Origin of the sequence: Brevundimonas sp. PAMC22021, assembly GCF_019443405.1 — a bacterium.
In the GTDB taxonomy this organism is placed as follows: domain Bacteria; phylum Pseudomonadota; class Alphaproteobacteria; order Caulobacterales; family Caulobacteraceae; genus Brevundimonas.
The window spans coordinates 752,526-776,789 of sequence record NZ_CP080376.1 but is presented as its reverse complement, the minus strand read 5'-3'; the positions used below and the strand labels follow the sequence as shown (position 1 = coordinate 776,789).

General features: G+C 66.8%; 16 protein-coding genes. 7 read left to right on the top strand and 9 right to left on the bottom strand.

Going from position 1 to position 24,264, the window contains the following annotated elements:
• Positions 1-2 precede the first annotated feature (2 nt).
• The 7 genes from KY493_RS03765 to rpsL all read right to left on the bottom strand — a co-directional run bounded on the left by KY493_RS03765 (position 3) and on the right by rpsL (position 7,160).
• Positions 3-1,337 carry a hemolysin family protein gene (locus KY493_RS03765; RefSeq protein ID WP_219897656.1) on the bottom strand — a complete coding sequence of 445 codons (1,335 nt, stop codon included), beginning with the start codon at positions 1,335-1,337 and terminating at the stop codon, positions 3-5.
• A 91-nt stretch (positions 1,338-1,428) separates the two neighbouring features.
• Entirely contained in the window at positions 1,429-1,560 is a 132-nt protein-coding gene (locus KY493_RS14425) for a hypothetical protein (RefSeq protein ID WP_255568009.1), read from the bottom strand.
• A gap of 89 nt (positions 1,561-1,649) precedes the next feature.
• A complete protein-coding gene (locus tag KY493_RS03760; RefSeq protein WP_255568008.1) occupies positions 1,650-2,639 on the bottom strand; it encodes a sensor histidine kinase in 990 nt (329 codons plus the stop codon).
• Between the two features lie 113 nt (positions 2,640-2,752).
• On the bottom strand, positions 2,753-3,943 hold the full coding sequence (gene tuf, locus KY493_RS03755; protein WP_219895839.1) for an elongation factor Tu: 1,191 nt from the start codon (positions 3,941-3,943) through the stop codon (positions 2,753-2,755).
• Between the two features lie 112 nt (positions 3,944-4,055).
• Positions 4,056-6,134, bottom strand: a complete 2,079-nt coding sequence (gene fusA / locus KY493_RS03750) for an elongation factor G (RefSeq protein WP_219897654.1) — start codon at positions 6,132-6,134, stop codon at positions 4,056-4,058.
• Positions 6,135-6,275: 141 nt separating this feature from the next.
• A complete protein-coding gene (gene rpsG, locus KY493_RS03745; protein ID WP_219897653.1) occupies positions 6,276-6,749 on the bottom strand; it encodes a 30S ribosomal protein S7 in 474 nt (157 codons plus the stop codon).
• A 36-nt stretch (positions 6,750-6,785) separates the two neighbouring features.
• The gene (gene rpsL, locus KY493_RS03740; protein WP_008260482.1) at positions 6,786-7,160 is read right to left on the bottom strand and encodes a 30S ribosomal protein S12; all 375 of its coding nucleotides are present in this window, start codon (positions 7,158-7,160) and stop codon (positions 6,786-6,788) included.
• 338 nt (positions 7,161-7,498) lie between these two features.
• Here rpsL and KY493_RS03735 point away from each other — a divergent pair, with 338 nt between their 5' ends.
• Complete coding sequence (locus KY493_RS03735) at positions 7,499-8,299, top strand: hypothetical protein (protein WP_219897652.1); 801 nt, start codon at positions 7,499-7,501, stop codon at positions 8,297-8,299.
• Positions 8,300-8,369: 70 nt separating this feature from the next.
• Here the strand turns inward: KY493_RS03735 and rpoC are convergent, their stop codons facing one another.
• Both rpoC and rpoB read right to left on the bottom strand, forming a co-directional pair.
• On the bottom strand, positions 8,370-12,563 hold the full coding sequence (gene rpoC, locus KY493_RS03730; RefSeq protein WP_219897651.1) for a DNA-directed RNA polymerase subunit beta': 4,194 nt from the start codon (positions 12,561-12,563) through the stop codon (positions 8,370-8,372).
• Positions 12,564-12,698: 135 nt separating this feature from the next.
• Positions 12,699-16,817 carry a DNA-directed RNA polymerase subunit beta gene (rpoB, locus tag KY493_RS03725; protein ID WP_219897650.1) on the bottom strand — a complete coding sequence of 1,373 codons (4,119 nt, stop codon included), beginning with the start codon at positions 16,815-16,817 and terminating at the stop codon, positions 12,699-12,701.
• A gap of 397 nt (positions 16,818-17,214) precedes the next feature.
• On the opposite strand from rpoB, the gene KY493_RS03720 reads away from it, so the two are divergent.
• The 6 genes from KY493_RS03720 to KY493_RS03695 all read left to right on the top strand — a co-directional run bounded on the left by KY493_RS03720 (position 17,215) and on the right by KY493_RS03695 (position 24,208).
• Positions 17,215-17,757, top strand: coding sequence for an FKBP-type peptidyl-prolyl cis-trans isomerase (locus KY493_RS03720; RefSeq protein WP_219897649.1), 543 nt, complete (start codon positions 17,215-17,217; stop codon positions 17,755-17,757).
• A 141-nt stretch (positions 17,758-17,898) separates the two neighbouring features.
• Positions 17,899-18,162 (top strand): hypothetical protein, encoded by a 264-nt coding sequence (locus KY493_RS03715; protein ID WP_219897648.1) that lies wholly within the window; start codon positions 17,899-17,901, stop codon positions 18,160-18,162.
• Positions 18,163-18,212: 50 nt separating this feature from the next.
• The gene (locus tag KY493_RS03710; RefSeq protein WP_219897647.1) at positions 18,213-19,223 is read left to right on the top strand and encodes an alpha/beta fold hydrolase; all 1,011 of its coding nucleotides are present in this window, start codon (positions 18,213-18,215) and stop codon (positions 19,221-19,223) included.
• 66 nt (positions 19,224-19,289) lie between these two features.
• A complete protein-coding gene (locus tag KY493_RS03705) occupies positions 19,290-21,257 on the top strand; it encodes a M61 family metallopeptidase (RefSeq protein WP_219897646.1) in 1,968 nt (655 codons plus the stop codon).
• A gap of 78 nt (positions 21,258-21,335) precedes the next feature.
• Entirely contained in the window at positions 21,336-23,300 is a 1,965-nt protein-coding gene (locus tag KY493_RS03700; RefSeq protein WP_219897645.1) for a M61 family metallopeptidase, read from the top strand.
• The gene (locus tag KY493_RS03695) at positions 23,300-24,208 is read left to right on the top strand and encodes a PHB depolymerase family esterase (protein WP_219897644.1); all 909 of its coding nucleotides are present in this window, start codon (positions 23,300-23,302) and stop codon (positions 24,206-24,208) included. Before KY493_RS03700 ends, KY493_RS03695 begins: the two co-directional genes overlap by 1 nt.
• Positions 24,209-24,264: the final 56 nt, after the last annotated feature.

Below are 24,264 nucleotides of genomic sequence, written 5' to 3'. Positions count from 1 at the left end.
GGTCAGCTCTCGACGTGGGCGGCCACCGCGTCCTTTTCGTCCTCGGCCTTGACCACCTCGCGGAAGATCAGCTTGTCGATGCGGCGGTCGTCCATGTCGATCACCTCGACCTCGAAGCGTCCGACCTGCAGCACCTCGCCCTCGTCCGGGACGCGCGACAGCTGGTGCAGGATCAGGCCAGCCACGGTGTGGAAGCTTTCGTTCTCGCCGAAGTCCTCGCCCAGGACGTCGCACAGTTCGTCCAGGTCGGTGCGCCCGTCGACCAGCCAGCTGCCGTCCGAACGCTGGGTGACATAGGCGTGCGGCTCGTCGTGGCCCTCGTTGAAGTCGCCGGCGATCATCTCGAGAATGTCGGTCGCGGTCACCACGCCTTCAAAGGCGCCGTACTCATCGACGATGAAGGCCATGTGGACAAAGGAGCCCTTGAGGATCTCCAGCGCCTTCAGCACCGAAGTCGACTGCGGAATAAAGGCCGGGGTGGCGATGTGCGCCTCGACCGTCAGCTCGCCGGTCGTCAGAAGAGCGTCCAGCAGGTCCTTCTTGTGAACCACGCCGACGGGGTGATCCAGGTCGCCGTCGCGCGCGACCACGATGCGCGAATAGGGACACAGGCGGATTTCCTCGCGCAGCGTCTCGGGCGTGTCGTCCAGCGCCACCCAATAGACGTCGGTGCGCGGCGTCATGGCCACCCGCACCGGCCGGTCGCCCAGACGCAGGATCTCCTCGATCATCTCCTGCTCTTCCGGCTCGATCAGACCAGCCGATGTGCCCTCGGCGATCATGGTCTCGACCTCTTCCTGGGTCACGTCCGAGCCGTCGCGATCCTTGACGCCGAGCAGCTTGAGGATGCCCGAGGTCGATGCCGTCAGCAGCAGCACGAAGGGCTTTAGCACAATGGCCAGGGTCGAGATCGGCGCCGCCATCTTGGCCGCGATCGATTCGGGAAAGATCAGGGCCAGTCGCTTGGGCACCAGCTCGCCGACGATCAGCGACACATAGGTGATGCAGATGACCACCAGCAGGGTCGAGAACACCTCGGTATAGGCCGACAGCGCCGGAAAGCTCGCCTCCAGGATGCGGTCCAGTTCGCCCGCGATCGCCGCCTGACCGTAGGCGCCCGCCAGAATGCCGATCAAGGTGATGCCGACCTGAACCGCCGACAGGAAATGGGTCGGCTCTTCCGCCAGCTTCAGCGCCGCGCGCGCCCCCTTGTCGCCCCGCTCCGCCCGGCTTTGCAGCCTCGACTTGCGAGAGGAGACGACCGCCAACTCGGTCATGGCGAACAGGCCGTTGAGCACCACAAGGAGCAGAACGACGACAATGGCGATCAGTAACATCTAGGGGGTTTTGGAACCGACGCGGCGCGACAGCCGGCGTCCGCACCGGTCATCTTACGAGATCACGCGACCTTTCGCCACGATTTCGTTGTCAGCGGCTGCGACCCACGTCCACCGAGCCATAGGCGCCGGCCTGCCCGGACCCATGGTCAGACGCGGTGGCGCAGGCGGACATGCCGATCAGGGTGCCGATGAACAGACCGATGTGAAGCGCGCGCCGCATGGTTGGTTACCGAAAGCTTAACGTCCAGACAGCGAACGTAAGCGGCGCCGTTCGGTTGCTTGCAAGCTCTCTCGCGCCTCACGCGAAGATCAGCCTGCGATATCCCTCGGTATCGGATAGGCGAGCGCGCAGCGGACGCCGGGATCAACGTGCTCCATCTCGAAGCGGCCGCCCAACTGCCCGGCCAGGCCATGGACGATCCGAAGGCCCAGGCTCGACGGCCGTCCCGCATCGAAGCCGGACGGCAGGCCCCGGCCGTCGTCGCGCACGGTCAGCCGACGCTGCCCCTCTGTTTCGGCGAACACCACCTCGATCCGGCCTTCGCGATCGGCCAGGCCGTGCTCGAGTGCATTGTTCACGCACTCCAGCAGGATCAGCATGACCGGTGTCGCCTCCTCCGCCGTCAGCGTCAGCTGCCCCCCGTCCAGCAACAGGGCGACGTCCTCTCGCGCGGCGGCGGCCAGGGCGTCGGCGCAAAGATCGCGCGCCACCGCTTCGAACGGGGTGGCGCGGCCCTCGGCGTCGGACAGGCCGCGCTGCACCTTGGCGATCAGGGCCGTGCGGCTGGCCGCCTCGGTCAGGATACGACGCGCATCGCCGTCCTTGGCCATGCCCGCTTCCAGCCTCAGCAGCGAACTGACCACCTGGATGTTGTTGGACACGCGGTGCTGGACCTCGCGGTAGAGCAGGTCCCGGCTCTGGGCCAGGGCGGCGCTGCGGGCGGCCTCCGCCTCCAGCTTGCCCCGCGCCGAGGTCATGCCGACGATAAAGAAGATATCGACCGCAACCACAAAGGCGAAGAACACCAGGGCCACGGCCGTGGCCGGGCTCCAGTCGAAACCCGGCGCGCCGATCCAGAACCACCATGCGCTGAGACCCGACAGCACCGCCGTCAGGATCGACGGCCACAGTCCCGCGAAATAGGCGGCCACCACGACGGCGGGAAAGAAGGTCAGATAGGGAAAGCCTGGAGGAAACCAGTCGGCCAGCGCCACGCGCAGCACAAAGGCCGCCAGCCATGCGCCGATCGCCAGGCCATAGCCGAGCACCGGCCGGCTCCGGATAGCTTCCGCGTTCAACTTCGGTGATCCCCCTTGTGCGCCCATCTTGCCTCAAGCTGCGCTGCAGGCAAAGAAAAACGGCTCCGGGACAAGCCCGGAGCCGCTTCTGCAGTTCTCAAGACCGATCGCGATCAGGCGATGATCTTGGAGACCACGCCGGCTCCAACCGTGCGGCCGCCTTCGCGGATGGCGAAGCGCAGCTTTTCTTCCATGGCGATCGGGGTGATCAGTTCGACGTTCAGCTCGGCGTTGTCGCCGGGCATGATCATCTCCACGCCTTCCTTCAGGTGCACGATGCCGGTCACGTCGGTCGTGCGGAAATAGAACTGCGGGCGGTAGTTGGTGAAGAAGGGGGTGTGACGACCGCCTTCTTCCTTGGTCAGGATGTAGGCTTCGGCCACGAACTTGGTGTGCGGGGTGATGGAGCCCGGCTTGCACAGCACCTGGCCGCGCTCGACGTCTTCACGCTTGGTGCCGCGCAGCAGCACGCCCACGTTGTCGCCCGCCTGGCCCTGGTCCAGCAGCTTGCGGAACATTTCCACGCCCGTGCAGGTCGTCTTCTGGACCGGACGGATGCCGACGATCTCGACTTCCTCGCCGACCTTGACGATGCCGCGCTCGACGCGACCCGTCACCACGGTGCCGCGGCCCGAGATCGAGAACACGTCTTCCACCGGCATCAGGAACGGCAGGTCCACCGGACGCTCAGGCTGCGGGATGTAGGCGTCAACCGTGGCCATCAGCTCCAGCACGCGCTGTTCGCCGATTTCCGGGTTCACGCCGTCGGTCGCGGCCTTGGCCGAGCCCTTGGTGATCGGAATGTCGTCGCCCGGGAACTGGTAGGACGAAAGCAGCTCGCGCACTTCCATCTCGACGAGCTCGAGCAGCTCCTCGTCGTCGACCAGGTCGACCTTGTTCATGAACACCACCAGCGCCGGCACGCCGACCTGACGGGCCAGCAGGATGTGCTCGCGGGTCTGCGGCATCGGGCCGTCGGCGGCCGAAACCACCAGGATCGCGCCGTCCATCTGGGCGGCGCCCGTGATCATGTTCTTCACATAGTCGGCGTGGCCGGGGCAGTCGACGTGGGCGTAGTGACGGTTGGCCGTCTCATATTCCACGTGCGCGGTGTTGATCGTGATGCCGCGAGCCTTTTCTTCCGGCGCCGCGTCGATGTCCTCGTACTTCTTCGCCGTGGCGCCGCCCGACTTCGCCAGCGTCATCGTGATCGCCGCCGTCAGCGTCGTCTTGCCGTGGTCAACGTGACCAATCGTGCCGATGTTGCAGTGCGGCTTCGTGCGTTCGAACTTTTCCTTGGCCATTCTCTAGCTCCTAGGTCCCCGAACCGGGGGTTCCTGCAGTTTGGGGGTTTAGGGACGCCCGGCCATGACACCGGCCGGGCGCTTGTAGGTCCGCTTCTCCGAAAGGAAAAGCTTAGGCGTACTTCTTGATCACTTCGTCGGCGACGTGCTGCGGCACCGGCTCGTAGTGGTCGTACTGCATGGTGAACTGGGCGCGGCCCTGCGACATGCCGCGCAGCGTGTTCACATAGCCGAACATGTTGGCCAGCGGCACAAAGGCGTTCACGACGGTGGCGTTGCCGCGCATGTCCTGACCCTGGATCATGCCGCGACGGCCGTTCAGGTCACCGATGACCGAACCCAGATACTCTTCCGGGGTCACGACCTCGACGGCCATGATCGGCTCGAGCAGCTTGGGCCCGCCCTTTTCGCGCAGTTCCTTGAAGGCGGCGCGAGACGCGATTTCGAACGCCAGAACCGAGGAGTCGACGTCGTGGAAGGCGCCGTCGACCAGGGTGGCCTTGACGTCGATGACCGGGAAGCCCGCCAGCAGGCCGTTGTCCTTGGCCGACTTCAGGCCCTTTTCGACGCCCGGGATGTATTCCTTGGGCACCGCGCCGCCGACGATGGCGGATTCAAACACGAAGTCCGTGCCCGGCTCGCCCGGCTCGAACACCAGCTTGACGCGGGCGAACTGGCCCGTGCCGCCGGTCTGCTTCTTGTGGGTGTAGTCGATTTCGGCCTTGCGGCTGATCGATTCACGATAGGCGACCTGCGGCGCGCCGATGGTGGCCTCGACCTTGTAGGTGCGCTTCAGGATGTCGATCTTGATGTCGAGGTGCAGCTCGCCCATGCCCTTCAGGATCGTCTGGCCGGACTCGTGGTCGGTCGACACGGTGAAGGACGGATCTTCCGAAGCGAGCTTGGCCAGAGCGACGCCCAGCTTTTCCTGGTCGGCCTTGGTCTTGGGCTCGACCGCGATCTCGATCACGGGCGCCGGGAACTCCATGCGCTCCAGGATCACCGGGGACTTCAGCGGATCGCACAAGGTGTCGCCGGTGCGGGTGTCCTTGAGGCCGGCCAGGGCGACGATGTCGCCGGCGTAGGCTTCCTTGATGTCCTCGCGGTTGTTGGAGTGCATCAGCAGCATGCGGCCGACGCGTTCCTTCTTGTCGCGGGTCGAGTTCAGCAGGCCCATGCCGGTTTCCATCTTGCCGGAATACAGGCGGCAGAAGGTCAGCGAGCCGACGAAGGGGTCGTCCATGATCTTGAACGCCAGGACCGACAGGGGCTCTTCGTCCGAGGCGCGGCGGACCACTTCTTCTTCGGTCTTGTAGTCGATGCCCGGCGTCGGCGGGATGTCGACCGGCGACGGCAGATAGTCGACGACGGCGTCCAGCAGCGTCTGCACGCCCTTGTTCTTGAAGGCCGAGCCGCACAGGATCGGATAGAAGGCGCCGGTCAGCACGGCCTTGCGGATGCACTTCTTGATGGTCTCTTCCGAAGGCTCATTGCCTTCGAGGTAGGCTTCCATCGCCTCGTCATCCAGCTCGACGGCGTTGTCGATCAGGTACTGGCGCGCTTCGTTGGCCTTGGCTTGCAGGTCGGCGGGGATTTCCTCGTCGCGGAAGTTCGCGCCCAGGGCGTCGTTGTCCCAGACCACGGCCTTCATGCGGACCAGGTCGACCAGGCCCGACAGGTTGGACTCGGCGCCGATCGGGAACTGGATCGGCACGGCCTTGGCGCCCAGACGGTCGCGGATCGACTCGACCGACTTGTCGAAGTCGGCGCCGATCTTGTCCATCTTGTTGACGAACACGATGCGCGGCACGCGGTACTTGTCGGCCTGGCGCCAGACGGTTTCGGTCTGCGGCTCGACGCCGGCGTTGCCGTCAAGCACGGTCACGGCGCCGTCGAGGACGCGCAAGCTGCGCTCGACTTCAATGGTGAAGTCCACGTGGCCGGGGGTGTCGATGATGTTGAGGCGCTTTTCTTTCCAGAAAGCGGTCGTCGCGGCCGAGGTGATGGTGATGCCGCGTTCTTGTTCCTGGTCCATCCAGTCCATGGTCGCGGCGCCGTCGTGGACTTCGCCGATCTTGTGGGACTTGCCGGTGTAATACAGGATCCGCTCGGTCGTCGTCGTCTTGCCCGCGTCGATGTGGGCCATGATGCCGAAGTTGCGGTAGTCTTCGATTTTATGCGTGCGGGGCATTGTGCGTCCCTGTGGGGTGCGTTGGCGGGACGCCTCAAGCGCCCCCGGATATGTCGGATAAGACAGCGCGGGCGATTTAACGGAAATCGCCCGCGCCGGATAGTCTCAAGATAGCGACGCCCTATGGCGCTTTGAAGACGCTTACCAGCGGTAGTGGCTGAAGGCGCGGTTCGCCTCGGCCATCTTGTGGGTGTCTTCGCGCTTCTTGACCGCGGTGCCGCGGTTGTTGGAGGCGTCCAGCAGCTCGGCCGCCAGCTTCTCGGTCATGGTGTTCTCGCCGCGCTTGCGAGCGGCGTTGACCAGCCAGCGGATGGCCAAGGCGCGACGGCGGTCCGGACGAACCTCGACCGGCACCTGGTAGGTCGCGCCGCCGACGCGGCGGCTGCGGACTTCGACCGCCGGGGCGACGTTGTCCAGCGCGGCGTGGAAGGTGGCGACCGGTTCCTGGTCCTTCTTCTTGTCGGCCAGGATGTCGAAGGCGCCGTAGACGATGTTCTCGGCGACGGCCTTCTTACCTTCGTACATGACGTAGTTCATGAACTTGGTGACGACCAGGTCGCCGAACTTGGGATCCGGCAGGACGTCGCGCTTCTGGGCGCGGTGACGACGGGACATAGGTGTATCCTCTTAAATCTGACTGGGCGCGAAGGCTTACTTCGGACGCTTGGCGCCGTAGTGCGAACGGCGCTGCTTGCGGTCCTTGACGCCTTGCGTGTCCAGCACGCCGCGCAGGATGTGGTAGCGGACGCCGGGCAAGTCCTTGACCCGGCCGCCGCGGATCAGGACCACCGAGTGCTCCTGCAGGTTGTGGCCTTCGCCGGGGATGTAGCACACGGCTTCGTAGCCGTTCTTGGCCAGGCGAACCTTGGCGACCTTACGCAGAGCCGAGTTCGGCTTCTTCGGGGTCGTGGTGTAGACGCGGGTGCAGACGCCGCGACGCTGCGGCGAACCCTCGAGCGCCGGCACCTTGTTGCGGGTGGGCTTGGGCTTGCGCGGCTTGCGGATCAGCTGATTGATCGTGGGCATTGGAGACTCGTCTCGACTTCTGATGGAGGCGTGTGCCTTTCGGCCGGGGCGCCTCATGGACCTTCTTTTGGACGGCGCGTGAGCCGCCCGGGCTGCTGTCGAGACCCGGCGCATGACGCACAAACAGAAAAACCGGAACGCGCGCTTCGGGCGTTCCGGCGGGCACAGCCCGTCCGTTCGATTGTCACGATCCCGGAAAGCGGCGAACCGCCCATCCTCGAAAGTGCGGGGCTTCTACGTCCGATCGACGATTTCGTCAAGCGACCGCGCTCCCACGCGCTTTCCACGCCTGAAAGTCGCCTCAGTTGCCGCTCAGCTTGCTGATCGAGGGAGAACCCATGGCGGCTCTGGCGGCGGATACCGGCAGCCTGGACGGGCGCAAGCTGTCGCTGGCGGCGGCCGCCCTCTTGCTCAACGCCGGGATGATCGGCCTGCTGGCGATCGCGGATTTGGGTCAGAGGGCGCGGCAGACAGCCGCTTGGACGCCGCCGGTCTATATGGACATCGAGCCTCGCCTGCTGCTGCCGGACGAGCGGCCTCGGCCGATCTCGCCGTCGGTACGGACGCCGGTGAGGCGGGATGTGACGGCGCCGAACCGGCCCTCGTCTTTGACCGCTGCTCCCACGCAGAGCAACGCCCCGCCCTCCCCGCCGGCGCCCCGGCTGGCGGCGCCTGCGCCGCAAGGAACGCCCCAGCCCGACAGCCCCTGGGCCGTGCGGCCAAACGGCGGGGCTTTCGCCCGGTCGCTGCGGCAAGGGCCGGTCGGCTGCGCCTCGTCGCAACTGCTGAACGACGCCGATCGCGCGGCCTGCCGCCAGTCCTTCAACGACCGCGCCGAGCGGGCGCCCCCGCTGGACGGAACAGGCAATGCTCGCCGCGACTCCCGCTTCGCCCGCGAGGGCGCGCGCAAGCTGCAGGAGTGGGAGGCCCGGCGTCGGCCGCTGTCCGGCGGCATCGGCAATGTGGGCGTTCAGGAGGGCGTCGGCTCCAACTTCGGCATCGGCGTCGCGGGCGCCCATCTGGATCCGTCGCTGCGGCCCGATTCCACCCGGAACGTCCAGACGCGCCGCGACGGCCCGCCGGCGTCCGGAGCCCCGCTCGTCCCCGGCTCGACCGGCCCGGGGCGCGAGCCGAGATAGACGCCCGATAAGGAAAAAGCGGCGCTGTTTCCAGCGCCGCCTTCCTTCCGTTCGGACGATCCTGAGCCGATCAGCTCTGGTCGGCCAGCTCCAGCTGCAGGTCGGCCGGCAGCGGCTCGATGGAGTCTTCGCGCGCTTGCGTGAGGACGGCGTCGCGCTCGTTGGCGATCTTCTGCAGCGACCGCAGATAGGCGCCCGTGCCCGCCGGGATCAGGCGGCCCACGATGACGTTCTCCTTCAGGCCTTCCAGCATGTCCTTCTTGCCGTGGACCGAGGCGTCGGTGAGGACGCGGGTGGTCTCCTGGAAGGACGCCGCCGAGATGAAGCTGCGGGTTTGCAGCGACGCCTTGGTGATGCCCAGCAGGACCGGCTGCGTAGTGGCCAGACGACCGCCGCGCTTTTCGACCTTGTCGTTCTCGGCCACGGCCTCGGCGACCTCGACCGTGTCGCCACGGATCAGCGTCGTCTCGCCCGCGTCCAGCACCTCGACCTTTTGCAGCATCTGGCGAACGATCACCTCAATGTGCTTGTCGTTGATCGGCACGCCCTGCAGTCGGTAGACCTCCTGCACTTCGTTCACGAGATACTCGGCCAGCGCCTCGACGCCCTGGATGCGCAGCAGATCGTGCGGATCCGGGTTGCCGTCGATGATGTAGTCGCCCTTCTGGATCAGATCGCCGTCGTGGACGGAGATGTGCTTGCCCTTGGGGATCAGGAACTCGACCGGTTCAGGCTGCACGCCGTCGGCGTTGACCTCGGGCGTGATCTTGATGCGGCGCTTGTTCTTGTAGTCGCGACCGAATTCGACGCGGCCGTCCATCTCGGCGATGACCGCGCAGTCCTTCGGACGACGGGCTTCGAACAGCTCGGCCACCCGCGGCAGACCGCCGGTGATGTCGCGGGTCTTGGCGCCTTCGGTCGGAACGCGGGCGATGATCTCGCCCGGCTTGACCTCGTCGCCGTTCGAAACGGACAGAACCGCGCCCACCGGCAGCAGGTAGCGGGCGTCGGAGCCCGAGGCCAGCTTGGCGTAGGCGTCGCCGGTGGTGACCCCCATGGCCGGACGCAGGTCCGAACCGCGCGGGCTGGCGCGCCAGTCGCTGACCACGCGCTGGGCGATGCCGGTGGCTTCGTCGGTTTCTTCCTTGACCGACAGACCTTCGACCAGGTCCTCGAAGCGCACGACGCCGCCGACTTCCGTCAGGATCGGTGTGGTGTAGGGGTCCCACTCCGCCAGACGCATGCCGCGCGTGACCTCGGCGCCGTCCTTGACCCGGATGCGGGCGCCGTACGGGGCCTTGTGCGTTTCGCGGTCCTTGCCGTCCACGACCACGGTGACGACGACGTTGCGGCTCATCGCCACCAGATCGCCGTGCGCCGCGATGACGGTCGGGCCGGTCACCTTGGCTGTACCGGCGTTGGTCGCCTCCATGAAGGAGGTTTCCGCCACCTGCGCGGTGCCGCCGATGTGGAAGGTCCGCATCGTCAGCTGGGTGCCCGGTTCGCCAATCGACTGCGCGGCGATGACGCCCACCGCTTCGCCGATGTTGACGTTGGTGCCGCGCGCCAGGTCACGACCGTAGCAGTGGCCGCAGATGCCGGCTTCGGCCTCGCAGGTCAGGGCCGAGCGGACCTTGACCGACTGGACGCCCGCAGCCTCGATCGCCTCGACCTCTTCTTCCTGCAGATAGGTGTCTGCGGGGAAGACGATGGTGTCGGCGCCCGGCTCCTTGATGTCCTCGGCCGCATAGCGACCCAGCACACGTTGGCCCAGCGAGACCAGCACGTCGCCGCCTTCCATGACGGCGCGGAGGGTGATGCCGCGCGTCGAGCCGCAGTTGTCCTCGGTGACGATCGAGTCCTGCGCCACGTCCACCAGACGGCGGGTCAGGTAACCCGAGTTGGCGGTCTTCAGCGCGGTGTCGGCCAGACCCTTACGGGCGCCGTGGGTCGAGTTGAAGTACTCGAGAACCGTCAGGCCTTCCTTGAAGTTCGAGGTGATCGGCGTCTCGATGATCTCGCCGGACGGCTTGGCCATCAGGCCGCGCATGCCGCCCAGCTGCTTCATCTGCGCCTGGGAACCCCGGGCGCCCGAGTTGGCCATCATGAACACCGAGTTGATGTCGGGGTTCTCGCCTTCGATCAGGACGCGCGGCTGGGCGATCTCGCCCATCATCGCGTCGGCGATCTTGTCCGTGGCCTTGGCCCAGGCGTCGACGACCTTGTTATACTTCTCGCCGCGCGTGATCAGGCCGTCGGCGTACTGTTGCTCGTACTCCTCGACCTGGGTGCGGGTTTCCTCGACCATGCCGGCCTTGGCCGCCGGGATCACGATGTCGTCCTTGCCGAACGAAATGCCCGCCTTGGCCGCCTCGCGGAAGCCTAGGCCCATCATCTGGTCGGCGAAGATCACCGTCGCCTTCTGACCGCAGTGGCGATAGACCACGTCGATCAGATTGCCGATTTCCTTCTTGGTCAGGTTCTTCTCAAGCAGGCGGTAGCCGACGTTCGGATTGCGCGGCAGCAGTGCGGCCAGCTTCATCCGTCCAGGCGTGGTGTCGATGACCTTGGTCACCTCTTGGCCTTGCGCGTCCTGCTCGGTCCAGCGCGCCTTGATGCGGGTGTGGAGCGTGACGACCTTGGCGTCCAGCGCGGCGTCGATCTCGCCGATGTTGGCGAACAGCTTGCCCTCGCCCGGCTCGCCGTCCTTGACCAGCGACAGGTAGTAGAGGCCGAGCACGATGTCCTGCGACGGCACGATGATCGGCTTGCCGTTGGCGGGCGACAGGATGTTGTTGGTCGACATCATCAGCACGCGCGCTTCCAACTGGGCCTCGAGGCTCAGCGGGACGTGCACGGCCATCTGGTCGCCGTCGAAGTCCGCGTTGAAGGCCGTGCAGACCAGCGGGTGCAGGCGGATGGCCTTGCCCTCGATCAGCTTGGGCTCGAACGCCTGAATGCCCAGGCGGTGAAGCGTCGGCGCGCGGTTCAGCAGCACCGGGTGCTCGCGGATGACCTCGTCCAGGATGTCCCAGACCTGCGGCTGCTCGCGCTCCACCATGCGCTTGGACTGCTTTACGGTGCCCGACAGGCCCTTGGCGTCCAGGCGCGCGTAGATGAACGGTTTGAACAGCTCCAGCGCCATCTTCTTGGGCAGGCCGCACTCGTGCAGCTTCAGTTCCGGACCGACGGTGATGACCGAACGACCCGAATAGTCGACGCGCTTGCCGAGGAGGTTCTGGCGGAAGCGGCCCTGCTTGCCCTTCAGCATGTCGGCCAGCGACTTCAGCGGACGCTTGTTGGCGCCCGTGATCACGCGACCGCGACGGCCGTTGTCAAACAGGGCGTCGACGGATTCCTGCAGCATCCGCTTTTCGTTGCGGATGATGATGTCCGGCGCCCGCAGCTCCATCAGGCGCTTCAGGCGGTTGTTCCGGTTGATGACCCGGCGATACAGGTCGTTCAGGTCGGACGTGGCGAAGCGACCGCCGTCCAGCGGCACCAGAGGGCGCAGTTCCGGCGGGATGACCGGCACGATGGTCAGGATCATCCACTCGGGCTTGTTGCCCGATTCCAGAAATGCCTCGATCAGCTTCAGGCGCTTGGACGCCTTCTTGGCCTTCATTTCCGACGGATTGTCGGCCAGCTCGGCGCGGTGCTTTTCGGCCTCCGCGTTCAGGTCGATGCCCATCAGCAGATTGCGCACGGCCTCGGCGCCGATCTCGGCGGTGAAGCCGTCATCGCCGTACTCGTCCTGATAGCGGTAGAACTCGTCTTCCGTCAGCAGCTGGTTCTGCTTCAGCGGGGTCAGGCCCGGCTCGGTGACGATGTAGTTCTCGAAGTACAGGACGCGCTCGACGTCCTTCAGAGCCATGTCGAGCATCAGCGAGATGCGGCTCGGCAGCGACTTCAGGAACCAGATGTGGGCGACCGGCGCGGCCAGGTCGATGTGGCCCATCCGCTCGCGGCGAACGCGGGCCAAGGTGACCTCCACGCCGCACTTCTCGCAGATGATGCCCTTGTACTTCATGCGCTTGTACTTGCCGCACAGGCATTCGTAGTCCTTGGTCGGGCCAAAGATACGGGCGCAGAACAGGCCGTCACGCTCGGGCTTGAACGTGCGGTAGTTGATGGTTTCCGGCTTCTTGATCTCGCCGAACGACCACGACCGGATCTTCTCCGGCGAAGCCAGGGCGATCTTGATCTGGTCAAAGGTCGGGGTGACCGGGACCGGGTTGAAGATGTTCAGGACGTCCTGGTTCATCTTGATTCCTTCTGCGGCGCGAGGGCCGCTTGAAAATAGTGTCGAGTGGTTAGTGGCGAGAGGTGATCGAGGGGCGACGACGATTTCTCGTCACTCGCCACTCGTCACTCGCCACTCTGAGGCGCGCTACGCGCCTCAGCTGTTCTCCAGCTCCACGTTGAGGCCCAGCGAGCGCATTTCCTTGACGAGCACGTTGAAGCTCTCGGGAATGCCGGCCTCGAAGCTGTCGTCGCCGCGGACGATCGCCTCGTAGACCTTGGTCCGGCCGGCCACGTCGTCCGACTTCACCGTCAGCATCTCCTGCAGGGTGTAGGCGGCGCCGTAGGCTTCCAGAGCCCAGACCTCCATCTCCCCGAAGCGCTGACCGCCGAACTGCGCCTTGCCGCCCAGCGGCTGCTGGGTGACCAGCGAGTACGGGCCGATCGAGCGGGCGTGGATCTTGTCGTCCACCAGGTGGTGCAGCTTCAGCATGTAGATGTAGCCGACCGTGACCGGACGCTTGAACTGCTCGCCGGTCTGGCCGTCGTACAGGATCGACTGGGCCGACTTGTGCAGGCCGGCTTCCTCGAGCAGGCGCTCGATGTCGCCGATGTGCGCGCCATCGAAGACCGGGGTCGCGAAGGGCACGCCCTTGGACAGGTTCTTCGCCAGTTCGATCAGGTCTTCCTCGTCGTCCGGCAGCGGCGTCTCGGGGCCGTAGATTTCGCCCAGGCGCTGAACCAGGGCTTCCTTCTGGCCGCCGTGTTGCCACGCTTCCAGCAGGCCCGAAATCTGCTTGCCCAGACCGGCCGCGGCCCACCCCAGGTGGGTCTCGAAGATCTGGCCGATGTTCATGCGCGAAGGCACGCCCAACGGGTTCAGCACGATGTCGACGTGGGTGCCGTCCTCGAGGTGCGGCATGTCCTCGATCGGCAGGATCTTGGAGATGACGCCCTTGTTGCCGTGACGGCCGGCCATCTTGTCGCCGGGCTGAAGCTTGCGCTTCACCGCCACGAAGACCTTGACCATCTTCATCACGCCCGGAGGCAGTTCGTCGCCACGTTGCAGCTTCTCGACCTTGTCTTCGAAGCGACGGTCCAGTTGCTTGCGGGCGTCCTCGAACTGACGCTTCATGGCTTCCAGCTCGCCCATGGCGCGCTCGTCGTCCAGGGCGATCTGCCACCACAGGCCGCGCGACACTTCGCCCAGCTTGGCTTCGGTCAGCTCGCCGCGGCCGACGCCCTTGGGCCCCGACACGGCGTTCTTGCCCAGCAGCAGCGGCTTCAGGCGGCCGTAGACGTTGCGCTCAAGGATCTTGAGCTCGTCGTCGCGGTCCTTGCCCAGGCGCTCGATCTCGGCGCGCTCGATGGCCATGGCGCGTTCGTCCTTGTCGACGCCGTGACGGTTGAACACGCGCACGTCGACGATGGTGCCGGCGACGCCCGGCGGAAGACGCAGCGAGGTGTCGCGCACGTCAGACGCCTTTTCGCCGAAGATGGCGCGCAGCAGCTTCTCTTCCGGGGTCATCGGGCTCTCGCCCTTCGGCGTCACCTTGCCGCACAGAATGTCGCCCGGCTGGACCTCGGCGCCGATCGCCACGATGCCCGCCTCGTCGAGGTTGCGCAGGGCCTCCTCGCCGACATTGGGGATGTCGCGCGTGATCTCTTCCGGCCCCAGCTTGGTGTCGCGGGCCATGACTTCGAACTCCTCCAGGTGGATGGAGGTGAAGACGTCGTCGCGCACGATGCGCTCGGAGATCAGGATCGAGTCCTCGAAGTTGTAGCCGTTCCAGGGCATGAAGGCGACAAGCGCGTTGCGGCCCAGCGCCAGTTCGCCCAGGTCCGTCGACGGGCCGTCGGCGATGACGTCGCCGGCCTTGACCTGGTCGCCCACGCGCACGATCGGACGCTGGTTGATGCAGGTCGACTGGTTGGAACGCTGGAACTTCGACAGGCGATAGATGTCGACGCCCGAGCGGGCCGCGTCCACCTCGCCGGTGGCGCGCACCACGATGCGGGTGCCGTCGATCTGCTCGACCACGCCGTCGCGGCGGGCGACGACCACGGCGCCGGAATCGACGGCCACGACCGCCTCCATGCCGGTGCCGACCAGCGGCGCGTCCGACTGCACCAGCGGCACGGCCTGACGCTGCATGTTGGCGCCCATCAGCGCGCGGTTGGCGTCGTCGTTCTCAAGGAAGGGGATCAGGGCCGCGGCCACCGACACCACCTGCTTGGGCGACACGTCCATCATGTCCACCGCCGACTTGGTCAGCAGCTGGGATTCGCCGTTGATCCGGCCGGGGACCAGGTCCTCGACGATCTGGCCGTCCTTCAGCTCGATGTTCGCCTGGGCGATGGTGAAGCGCGACTCCTCCATGGCCGAGATGTAGACCACCTCGTCCTGCGCCTGACCGTCCTTCACGCGACGGTAGGGGCTCTCGATGAAGCCGTACTTGTTGACGCGAGCGTGGGTGGCCAGCGAATTGATCAGGCCGATGTTCGGGCCTTCCGGCGTTTCGATCGGGCAGATACGGCCATAGTGGGTCGGGTGCACGTCGCGCACCTCGAAGCCCGCACGCTCGCGCGTCAGACCGCCCGGACCAAGCGCCGACAGGCGACGCTTGTGGGTGATCTCCGACAGCGGGTTGGTCTGGTCCATGAACTGCGACAGCTGCGAGCTGCCGAAGAACTCGCGCACGGCCGCGGCGGCCGGCTTGGCGTTGATCAGGTCGTGCGGCATGACCGTGTCGATATCGACCGAGCTCATGCGCTCTTTGATGGCGCGTTCCATGCGCAGCAGGCCGACGCGGTACTGGTTCTCCAGCAGCTCGCCCACCGAACGCACCCGGCGGTTGCCCAGGTTGTCGATGTCGTCGATCTCGCCGCGGCCGTCCTTCAGGCCAACGAGGATCTGCAGCACCTTGAGCACGTCGTCCTTTTGCAGGACGCGGATCTCGTCGGAGACCTCGGGCGTCTCCAGACGCATGTTCATCTTGACCCGGCCCACGGCCGACAGGTCGTAGCGTTCGCTGTCGAAGAACAGCGACTTGAACATGGCCTCGGCCGCTTCGATCGTCGGCGGCTCGCCCGGACGCATCACGCGATAGACGTCGAACAGCGCGTCCTCGCGGTTGTCGTTCTTGTCCACCCGCAGGGTGTTGCGCATGTAGGCGCCGACCGTGACGTGGTCGATGTCCAGCGTCTCGATGGTGGTGAAGCCGTTGTCTTCCAGCAGCGTGATCGTGGCCTGGTCCAGCTCGTCGCCGGCTTCGGCGTAGATTTCGCCCGTCTCGAAGTTCACCGCGTCATTGGCGAGATAGCGCGTCAGCAGCGCATCGGCCGCCAGCGACAGCGCCTGCAAGCCGTTGTCGGCCAGCTTCTTGGCCGCACGGGCGCTGATCTTCTGGCCGGCCTGGGCGACCACTTCGCCGGTGTCGGCGTCGACCAGGTCGAACTCGGGCTTCACCCCGCGCCAGCGTTCCGGCTTGTAGGGCGTGACCCAGCCTTCGCCGCGCTTCTCGTAAGGCACGGTCTCGTAGAAGGTCTTCAGGATCTCCTCGCCGTCCATGCCCAGACCCATCAGGAAGGTCGAGGCCGGCAGCTTGCGGCGGCGATCGATGCGGACATAGACGATGTCCTTGGCGTCGAATTCGAAGTCCAGCCACGAACCGCGGTACGGAATCACGCGGGCGGCGAACAGCAGCTTGCCCGAGCTGTGCGTCTTGCCCTTGTCGTGGTCGAAGAAGACGCCCGGCGAGCGGTGCATCTGCGAGACAATGACTCGCTCGGTGCCGTTGACGATAAAGGTGCCCTTGTCCGTCATGAGCGGGATGTCGCCCATGTAGACGTCCTGCTCCTTGATGTCCTTGACCGAACGGGCGCCCGTTTCCTCGTCGGTCTCGAACACGATCAGGCGCAGCTTGACCTTCAGCGGCGCGGCATAGGTCATGTCGCGCTGGATGCATTCCTCGACGTCGTACTTGGGCTCCTCGAACTCGTAGGAGACGTACTCAAGGATCGCGCGCTCGTTGAAGTCCTTGATCGGGAACACCGACTTGAACACCGCCTCGACGCCCTCATCGCGGCGTTGGCCCGGACGGACCTCGCGCTGCAGGAACTGTTCATAGGAGGCGCGCTGAACCTCGATCAGGTTCGGCATCTGCACCGCTTCCGGGATGCGGCCGAACGACTTGCGGATGCGCTTCTTGCCGGTGAACGAAGTGGCGGTGGCGACCTGACCGTTGATGGCGAGACCGTGGGCGACGTCAGTCATTCAATGTTTCCCAATCCGCGAAGTCCGGGCAGACCCCGCGTCAAATGCGGCGGCCACGGCCCGCCTTTCGGCGTCCGCAGCCTTGTTTCTTCGGCGTCCGCCCTCGGCCGGATCACGGCCTGGACGCCTCAAATGAACCGGCTCCCTTGGGAAGGAGCCGCGCCTTCGCACCGGTCGGAGGGCGACGAACCGGGCCTCGGCGCTTGCGCGCAGACTCGTGGCTGAGTGTTGCGGAAGGCGGACATATACTCGCTTCCTTGACGAAATAAAGGCCCTGCGCGGAACCTTTTGCATGGTGATGAAGCGGCGCCGTTCCGCTCGTCCCCATCGCCACGCGGCAGAGAGCAGAAAGGCAGGGTGGCTGGACGGACCGGCAGCTCAGCCGTAAGCCTTGCCCATGACCCGCATCGCCCTCGCCGCCCTGTCCGCCCTCGCCCTCTCCGCCTGCGCCCACCGCGAGCCCGTCTCCTACCCCGAGACGCAGCTGGCCGCCGCCCGCGCCGCCGACAATGTCGCAACGCCCGGCACGCAGGAGGGCTGGGACGCCGGAAACGCCGCCTATCTGGTCTGGAGCGGCGCCCGGCGCGGCTGGACCACCACCGAAAGCGGCCTTCAGTATCGCCGTGTCGGCAAGGCGCATCCCGAGGGCGCTCAACCCGCCGCGACCGACACCGTGCGCGTCCACTACCGCGGGACCTTTATCGACGGGCGCGAGTTCGACAGCTCCTACGCCCGCAACGAGCCGGCCGAGTTCCCGCTGAACCGCGTCATCAAGGGCTGGACCGAAGGCGTGGCCCTGATGCGGCAGGGCGAGACGTTCGAGTTCGTCATCCCCGCTTCGCTCGGCTATGGCTCGCGCTGGGTGGGCGGCGACGAGCTGCCGCCGAACTCCACGCTGCTGTTCACCGTCGAGTTGCTGGACGTAAAGCCGGCCAGCTGAGACCGGCGCTATGCCCGTCGTTGGGGAAAAGCGCGCGGTCGGAGGCTGTTAACCACCCTGCATTGTGGACACCCCCGCAACGGCTCTGCATCGTTCCTGGAATCCGGACGCGCCTCCCCGCGCGTCGCAGGAAGGATGCCGATGCCGCGCTATTTCCTACATCTCCGCCGAGGCGCGGAGGCGTTCCTGGACACCGAAGGCTCCGAGTTTCGGGACCTTGAGGCGCTTCGCGCCGCCGCCCTGCACGACGCGCGCGACACCATGTCCTGGGACATCAAGGAAGGCCGGCTGGATCTGCGTTTTCGCATCGAGGCCGAAGATCGCAGCGGCCAGGTTGTCTTCACTCTCGGGTTTGACGAGGCGGTGACGATCCTGTCCCCCGACATTGCCCTGGAAGACTGCTGACGCTTCGCCGCAGGGCGGAACCGGCTGCGGTGGCTTACGCTTCGGCGGTCATGACGCATCGCTTCTCCGCCGCCATCGCCCTGTCCTGCGCCCTTCTGTCCGCGACCGCCGCGTCCGCGCAGGACCGCCCCGCCTACGGGCCTCGTCTCGAAGGCTACGACTACCCGCACCCGGTCAGGACCTTCGCCTTCACCTCGCAGCGCCAGCCGCTGGAGATGACCTATATGGACGTGGCGCCCAGCGCCCCTGCGAACGGCGGCACGGTTGTGCTGCTGCACGGCAAGAACTTCTGCGCCGCCACCTGGGCGCCGACGATCGAGGTGCTGTCGCAGGCAGGTTTTCGCGTCCTCGCCGTTGATCAGATCGGGTTCTGCAAGGCTTCCAAGCCGCAAGGTTATCAGTTCAGCCTAGCGCAACTGGCGGCCAACACCCGCGCCCTGATGACCCATGCGGAGGTCGAGCGCGCGGTGATCGTCGGCCATTCCATGGGCGGCATGCTGGGTGCGCGCTTCGCCATCCAGCATCCGGAAGCGGTCGAGCGGCTGGTGCTGGTCAATCCAATCGGGCTGGAGGACTGGCAGGCCGAGGGCGTGCCCTATTCGCCGCTCGACGCCGCCTATGAAACCGAGCTGAAGACCAGCCTCGACAGCATCAAGGCGTACCAACGCAGGTTCTACTACGACGGCGACTGGAAGCCCGATTATGACGCGCCCGTCGAGATGCTGGCCGGCATGTACATGGGTTTGGGACGCGAAAGCGTCGCCTGGAACCAGGCGCAGACCTCCGACATGATCTTCACCCAGCCGGTTGTGCACGAACTCGGCCGCATCGCCGCGCCCACCACCCTGATCATCGGTCAGACCGATCGGACGGCGCCGGGCGCGAATCGCGCCTCGCCCGAGATTCAGGCGCGTCTGGGCGATTATCCGTTGCTTGGCCGCCGCACGGCCGAGGCCATTCCCAACGCGACCCTGGTGGAGTTCGAGGATCTTGGGCATGCGCCGCAGATCGAGGATCCCACGCGCTTTCATCGCGCCCTGCTGGACGCACTGGGCGACTGACGCTTGACGCGGGGCGCCCTGCGGCGGAGGGTCGCACCTTCCCCCAGCCTCCCCGCGGAGCCCGCCTTGTTTCCTGCCCGTCTTGCGCTGCTTGGCGCAGCCAGCCTGATCGTCCTGTCCCCGCTCGCCCCGCCGGCCCTGGCGCAGGCGACCGCGCCCTCCCCGGCCATCGCCGGTCCTGCCCTTCCCGTCGCGCTGCCGCCGCTGCCGCAGGTCCAGGACGCGCCCTGGCCGGGCGTGGTGCGGCTGCAGGTGAACGCCACTGACCTGAACCGCCGCATCTTCGACGTCACGGAGACCATCCCGGTCGAGCGTTCCGGTCCGCTGGTGCTGTTCTTCCCTGAGTGGCTGCCCGGCAACCACGGCCCCGTCGGGCCGATCGCCCAGCTGGCGGGGCTGGAGATCACCGCCAACGGCCAGCGGGTCGAGTGGGTGCGCGACACCCTGCATCCCTTCGCCTTCCACCTCGACGTGCCGCAGGGCGCGACCGAGATCACGGCCCGCTTCCAGCACCTGTCGCCCACGACCGCCAGTCAGGGTCGCGTCACCATGACGGCCGAGATGCTGAACATCCAGTGGGAGAAGATGCTGCTGTATCCCGCCGGCCGCTGGTCGCGGAACATCACGGTCCAGCCCAGCGTCACCCTGCCCGACGGCTGGCGCTTCGGCACGGCGCTGGAGCCGGAAAGCGCGTCCGGAGCGGCCACCACTTTCAAGCCCGTGAACCTGGAGGTTCTGGTCGACAGCCCGATGTTCGCCGGCGTCCACTATCGCCAGATCGACCTGGATCCGAACGGCCGCTCGCCCGTTCGCGCCAACATCGTCGCCGACAAGCCCGAGAGCCTGGAGGCCACCGACGAGCAGATCGACATCCTGCGCAACCTGATCACCCAGGCCGATCGCCTCTACGGCGCGCGCCACTTCGACCACTACGACTTCCTGATCGCCATGACCGACAAGCTCGGCGGCATCGGCCTTGAGCATCACCGCTCCTCCGAGAACTCGGTCGATCCCGAGTTCTTCACCGGCTGGGCCACCCATTTCGGTGATCGGGACCTGCTGGCGCACGAGTACAACCACTCCTGGGACGGCAAGTGGCGCCGGCCGGCGGACCAGTTGGTCCCCAACCTCAACACGCCGCTGCAGAACAGCCTTCTGTGGGTCTACGAAGGCCAGACCCAGTATTTCGGCCAGGTGCTGGCCGCCCGCTCGGGCCTGACCAGCAAGCAGCAGGCGCTGGACAGCCTGGCCATGACCGCCGCCACCTTTGACACCCGAGTCGGCCGTCAGTGGCGCGCCATGCAGGACACGACCAACGACCCGATCATCAGCCAGCGCCAGCCCAAGGGTTGGCTGTCGTGGCAGCGGGACGAGGACTACTATTCGGAAGGCCAGCTGATCTGGCTGGACGTGGATACCCTGATCCGCGAGCGGTCGGGCGGCCGCAAGTCGCTGGACGACTTCGCCCGCGCCTTTTTCGGCGTCGAGGACGGCGACTACACGCCCGCGCCCTACACCTTCGAGGACGTGGTCCGCACCCTGAACGGCGTGGTCGCCCACGACTGGGCCGACTTCCTGCGCACCCGCCTGGACGGTCACGGGCCGGGCGCCCCGCTGGATGGGCTCACGCGCGGCGGCTACCGGCTGGTGTATGCCGAAACGCCCAGCGACTGGCAGAAGACCCTCTACGGCGAATACAAGCGCAACGACTTCACCTATTCGCTGGGCGTCCAGACCGGCGAAGGCAATGTGATCCGCAGCGTCCAGTGGAACAGCCCCGCCTTCCAGGCCGGCCTGGCCATCGGCATGGAGATCGTTGCGGTGAACGGACAGGCGGCGTCGGCCGAGGCGATCTCCGCCGCCATCACGGCCGCCAAGGACCCGAACACGGCGGTGGAGCTGATCCTCAAGGACGCCGACCGCTACCGCACCGTCCGCATCGACTACCACGACGGCCTCCGCTACCCGCGGCTCGAGCGCATCGCCGGCGCGCCCGACCGGCTCGGCGACATTCTGACGCCCCGACGGCGCTAGACCATCGCATCATCGACCTTGACGTAAGGGAGGCGCGCAGCCGAGGTTGCGCGCCTCTCTTTTTGTCCGGACTCATCGATGACGCGCACTCGCCTGACCGCCGCCTGCCTCGCCCTGCTGATGACCAGCGTGTCCGGCCACGCCATCGCCCAGCAGCAGCCGAACACGGCCGACGTCATCGCCCCGGCGGCCCTGCCGCGCGCCGTCCCGCCGATCCCGGCCCCGACAAGCGCCAGCTATCCCGGCGTGATCACGCTGAACGTCGACGCCTCCGACGTGGATCGCGGCCTGATGAACGTCACCCAGACGATCCCTGTCTCGGCCGGTTCAGTCACCCTGCTCTATCCCAAGTTCCTGCCGGGCAACCACGCGCCGACCGGTCCGATCTCGATGCTGACCGGCCTGACGATCACGGCGAACGGCCAGCCGCTGCAGTGGCTGCGCGATCCGGTCGATCCCTGGGCCTTCCACCTCGAGGTTCCGCAGGGCGCGACCCAGCTCGACGTCGCCTTCACCGCCCTGACGCCCACCGGCGAGGGTCAGGGCCGCCGGCTGCAGACGCCCGAGATGCTGAACCTGCAGTGGGAAAAGGCGCTCCTCTACCCTGCAGGCTACAACGCCAAGGGCATCGCCGTCGTCCCCAGCGTCAAGCTGCCGGTCGGCTGGCGCTACGGCGTGGCGCTGGAGACCGCGTCCTTCGACAACGACCTGGCGCGCTTCGCTCAGACTGACCTCTATACCCTGGTCGACAGCCCCATGTTCGCGGGGATCAACTTCCGCGAGATCGCGCTCGGCGGCGGCGACCAGCCCGTGCGCGCGACGGTGGTGGCGGACAAGCCGATCCAGCTGGAAGGCGGCGACGCCCGCGTCGATCAGATGGAGGCCCTGGTGGTCCAGGCCGACCGCCTGTTCGGCGGCGAGCGCCACTTCGACCACTACACCTTCCTGGTCGGCGTCACCGACACTCTGGGCGATGTCGGGCTGGAGCATCACCGCAGTTCGGAGAACACCGTCGCCACCGGCTATTTCACCGGCGAGGGCAAGGTGCCCTACGGCGATCTGGCGGTGATCCCGCACGAATACGTCCACTCCTGGAACGGCAAGTTCCGCCGCCCGGCGGACCAGATGTTCCCGAACTACAACGTGCCCACGACCAACAGCCTCTTGTGGGTCTATGAGGGCCAGACGCAGTATTGGGGCGACGTCCTGACCGCGCGCTCCGGCTTCGTGTCCAAGGAGGAGGCGCTGGCGGTGCTGGCCGGCGTCGCCGCCTCCTACCAGAACCAGGCGGGTCGTCAGTGGCGCCCGCTCCAGGACACCACCAACACCCCGATCCTCGGCTATCGCGCGCCGAACCCCTATCCGACCTTTGCGCGCGGCACCGACTACTATCGCGAATCCGGCCTGATCTGGCTGGACGCCGACACCCTGATCCGGGCCGAGACGCGGGGCCGCAAGTCACTCGACGACTTCGCCAAACGCTTCTTCGGCGTCGAAGCCGAGGGCTGGTTGCCGCAGGGCTATACGTTCGAGGACGTCGTTGCCGCGCTCAACGCCGTGCATCCGCACGATTGGGCGACCTTCCTGCGCACCCGCCTGGATGCGGTCAACGCCCCGCCGTTCCTCGACGGGCTGGAGCGCGGCGGCTACCGCCTAGCCTATGTCGATACGCCGTCCGACGCCGAAAAGAAGATCAACTCGACTTGGGAGAACGACTTCCAGTATTCGCTGGGTTTCTCGCTGGCGGGGCCGACCAACCGCATCACCGGCGTTCGCTGGGGCGGTCTGGCGTTCGAACAGGGCCTTGGCGCGGGTTGGGAGCTGGTGGCCGTCAACGACATGGCCGCCTCGCCCAAGGCGCTGCGCGACGCGGTGACGACCGCCAAGGGCGGATCGGAGCCCATTCGCCTGATCCTGAAGAATGGGGAGCGATTCCGCACCGTCGCCCTCCCCTACCACGAGGGCCTGCGCTACCCGCGCCTGGAGCGGATCGAAGGCTCGCGCGACTACCTCGGTGACATCCTGGCTCCTCGTCGCCGTTGATGCCTGCCGCCCTGCGCCTGCTGCCCGCGCTTCTGCTGCTGTTCCTCTGGAGCCCGGCGGCGGCGCGGGCGGTGTGCGATCTCGCGCCGGCAGGATCGGCGCAGCGGGTGGAGATCGGCCGCGCCGGCCGTCCCCTCCTGCTGCACCTGCCGCGCAGTCTCGATCCGGCCGCGCCTGCGCCGCTGGTGTTCGTGCTGCACGGCAGCGGCGGGACGGGCGTCGACATCCTGCGCGACTCTCGCCTGGCCGAAACCGCCGACCGCCACGGCTTCATCGTCGCGGCGCCCGACGCCGGCATTCCGGTCGAGCGCGGCTTTGTCTGGAACATCCCTGGCGTGCCGACCGTCACCGGAAAGGTCCCCGGTCCCGGCGATGCGGACGACACGGCCTATCTGAAGGCCGCCATCGACGATCTGGCGGCGCAAGGGTGCGTGGACCGGTCGCGCGTCTATGTCACCGGTCTGTCGGGCGGCGGCCGCATGGCCTCCTGGCTGGCGTGCGCCGCCGCCGACCGCTTCGCCGCCATCGCGCCGGTGGTGGGCCTGCGCGCCGGCCGTCCCGACGAAGACGACCCAGCCCGCCCCGATCCCCGCACCTGCCGCCCATCGCGGCCCGTGCCGGTCCTCGCCTTCGCCGGCGACGCCGACACCACCAATCCGGTCAACGGGGGCGGCGCCGGCTATTGGCGCTACGCCATGCACGCCGCCGAACAGCGCTGGGCCCAGCTGAACGGCTGCAACGAAGTCCGCCCGACCCGCTGGATCACCCCCGACGTCTACGAGGAAGGCTACACCGCCTGCCGCTCCGCCGCCGACGTCCTCGCCCGCATCACCCGCGGCGGCGGCCATAGTTGGGTCGCCGACAACGACGCCATGTGGACCTTCTTCGCCGGACGCGTGCGCGAGTGAGCGGATAGACTGGAGCCGAGAGCGGACGTTCCCGGCGTCTATCTTGGGGGGAAGCG

Excerpts from the sequence above, each read along its gene's own strand:
- KY493_RS03765 (WP_219897656.1), bottom strand. The coding sequence starts at position 1,337 with ATGTTACTGATCGCCATTGTCGTCGTTCTGCTCCTTGTGGTGCTCAAC.
- KY493_RS14425 (WP_255568009.1), bottom strand. The coding sequence starts at position 1,560 with ATGCGGCGCGCGCTTCACATCGGTCTGTTCATCGGCACCCTGATCGGC.
- tuf (WP_219895839.1), bottom strand. The coding sequence starts at position 3,943 with ATGGCCAAGGAAAAGTTCGAACGCACGAAGCCGCACTGCAACATCGGC.
- fusA (WP_219897654.1), bottom strand. The coding sequence starts at position 6,134 with ATGCCCCGCACGCATAAAATCGAAGACTACCGCAACTTCGGCATCATG.
- rpsG (WP_219897653.1), bottom strand. The coding sequence starts at position 6,749 with ATGTCCCGTCGTCACCGCGCCCAGAAGCGCGACGTCCTGCCGGATCCC.
- rpsL (WP_008260482.1), bottom strand. The coding sequence starts at position 7,160 with ATGCCCACGATCAATCAGCTGATCCGCAAGCCGCGCAAGCCCAAGCCC.
- KY493_RS03735 (WP_219897652.1), top strand. The coding sequence starts at position 7,499 with ATGGCGGCTCTGGCGGCGGATACCGGCAGCCTGGACGGGCGCAAGCTG.
- rpoC (WP_219897651.1), bottom strand. The coding sequence starts at position 12,563 with ATGAACCAGGACGTCCTGAACATCTTCAACCCGGTCCCGGTCACCCCG.
- rpoB (WP_219897650.1), bottom strand. The coding sequence starts at position 16,817 with ATGACTGACGTCGCCCACGGTCTCGCCATCAACGGTCAGGTCGCCACC.
- KY493_RS03720 (WP_219897649.1), top strand. The coding sequence starts at position 17,215 with ATGACCCGCATCGCCCTCGCCGCCCTGTCCGCCCTCGCCCTCTCCGCC.
- KY493_RS03715 (WP_219897648.1), top strand. The coding sequence starts at position 17,899 with ATGCCGCGCTATTTCCTACATCTCCGCCGAGGCGCGGAGGCGTTCCTG.
- KY493_RS03710 (WP_219897647.1), top strand. The coding sequence starts at position 18,213 with ATGACGCATCGCTTCTCCGCCGCCATCGCCCTGTCCTGCGCCCTTCTG.
- KY493_RS03700 (WP_219897645.1), top strand. The coding sequence starts at position 21,336 with ATGACGCGCACTCGCCTGACCGCCGCCTGCCTCGCCCTGCTGATGACC.
- KY493_RS03695 (WP_219897644.1), top strand. The coding sequence starts at position 23,300 with ATGCCTGCCGCCCTGCGCCTGCTGCCCGCGCTTCTGCTGCTGTTCCTC.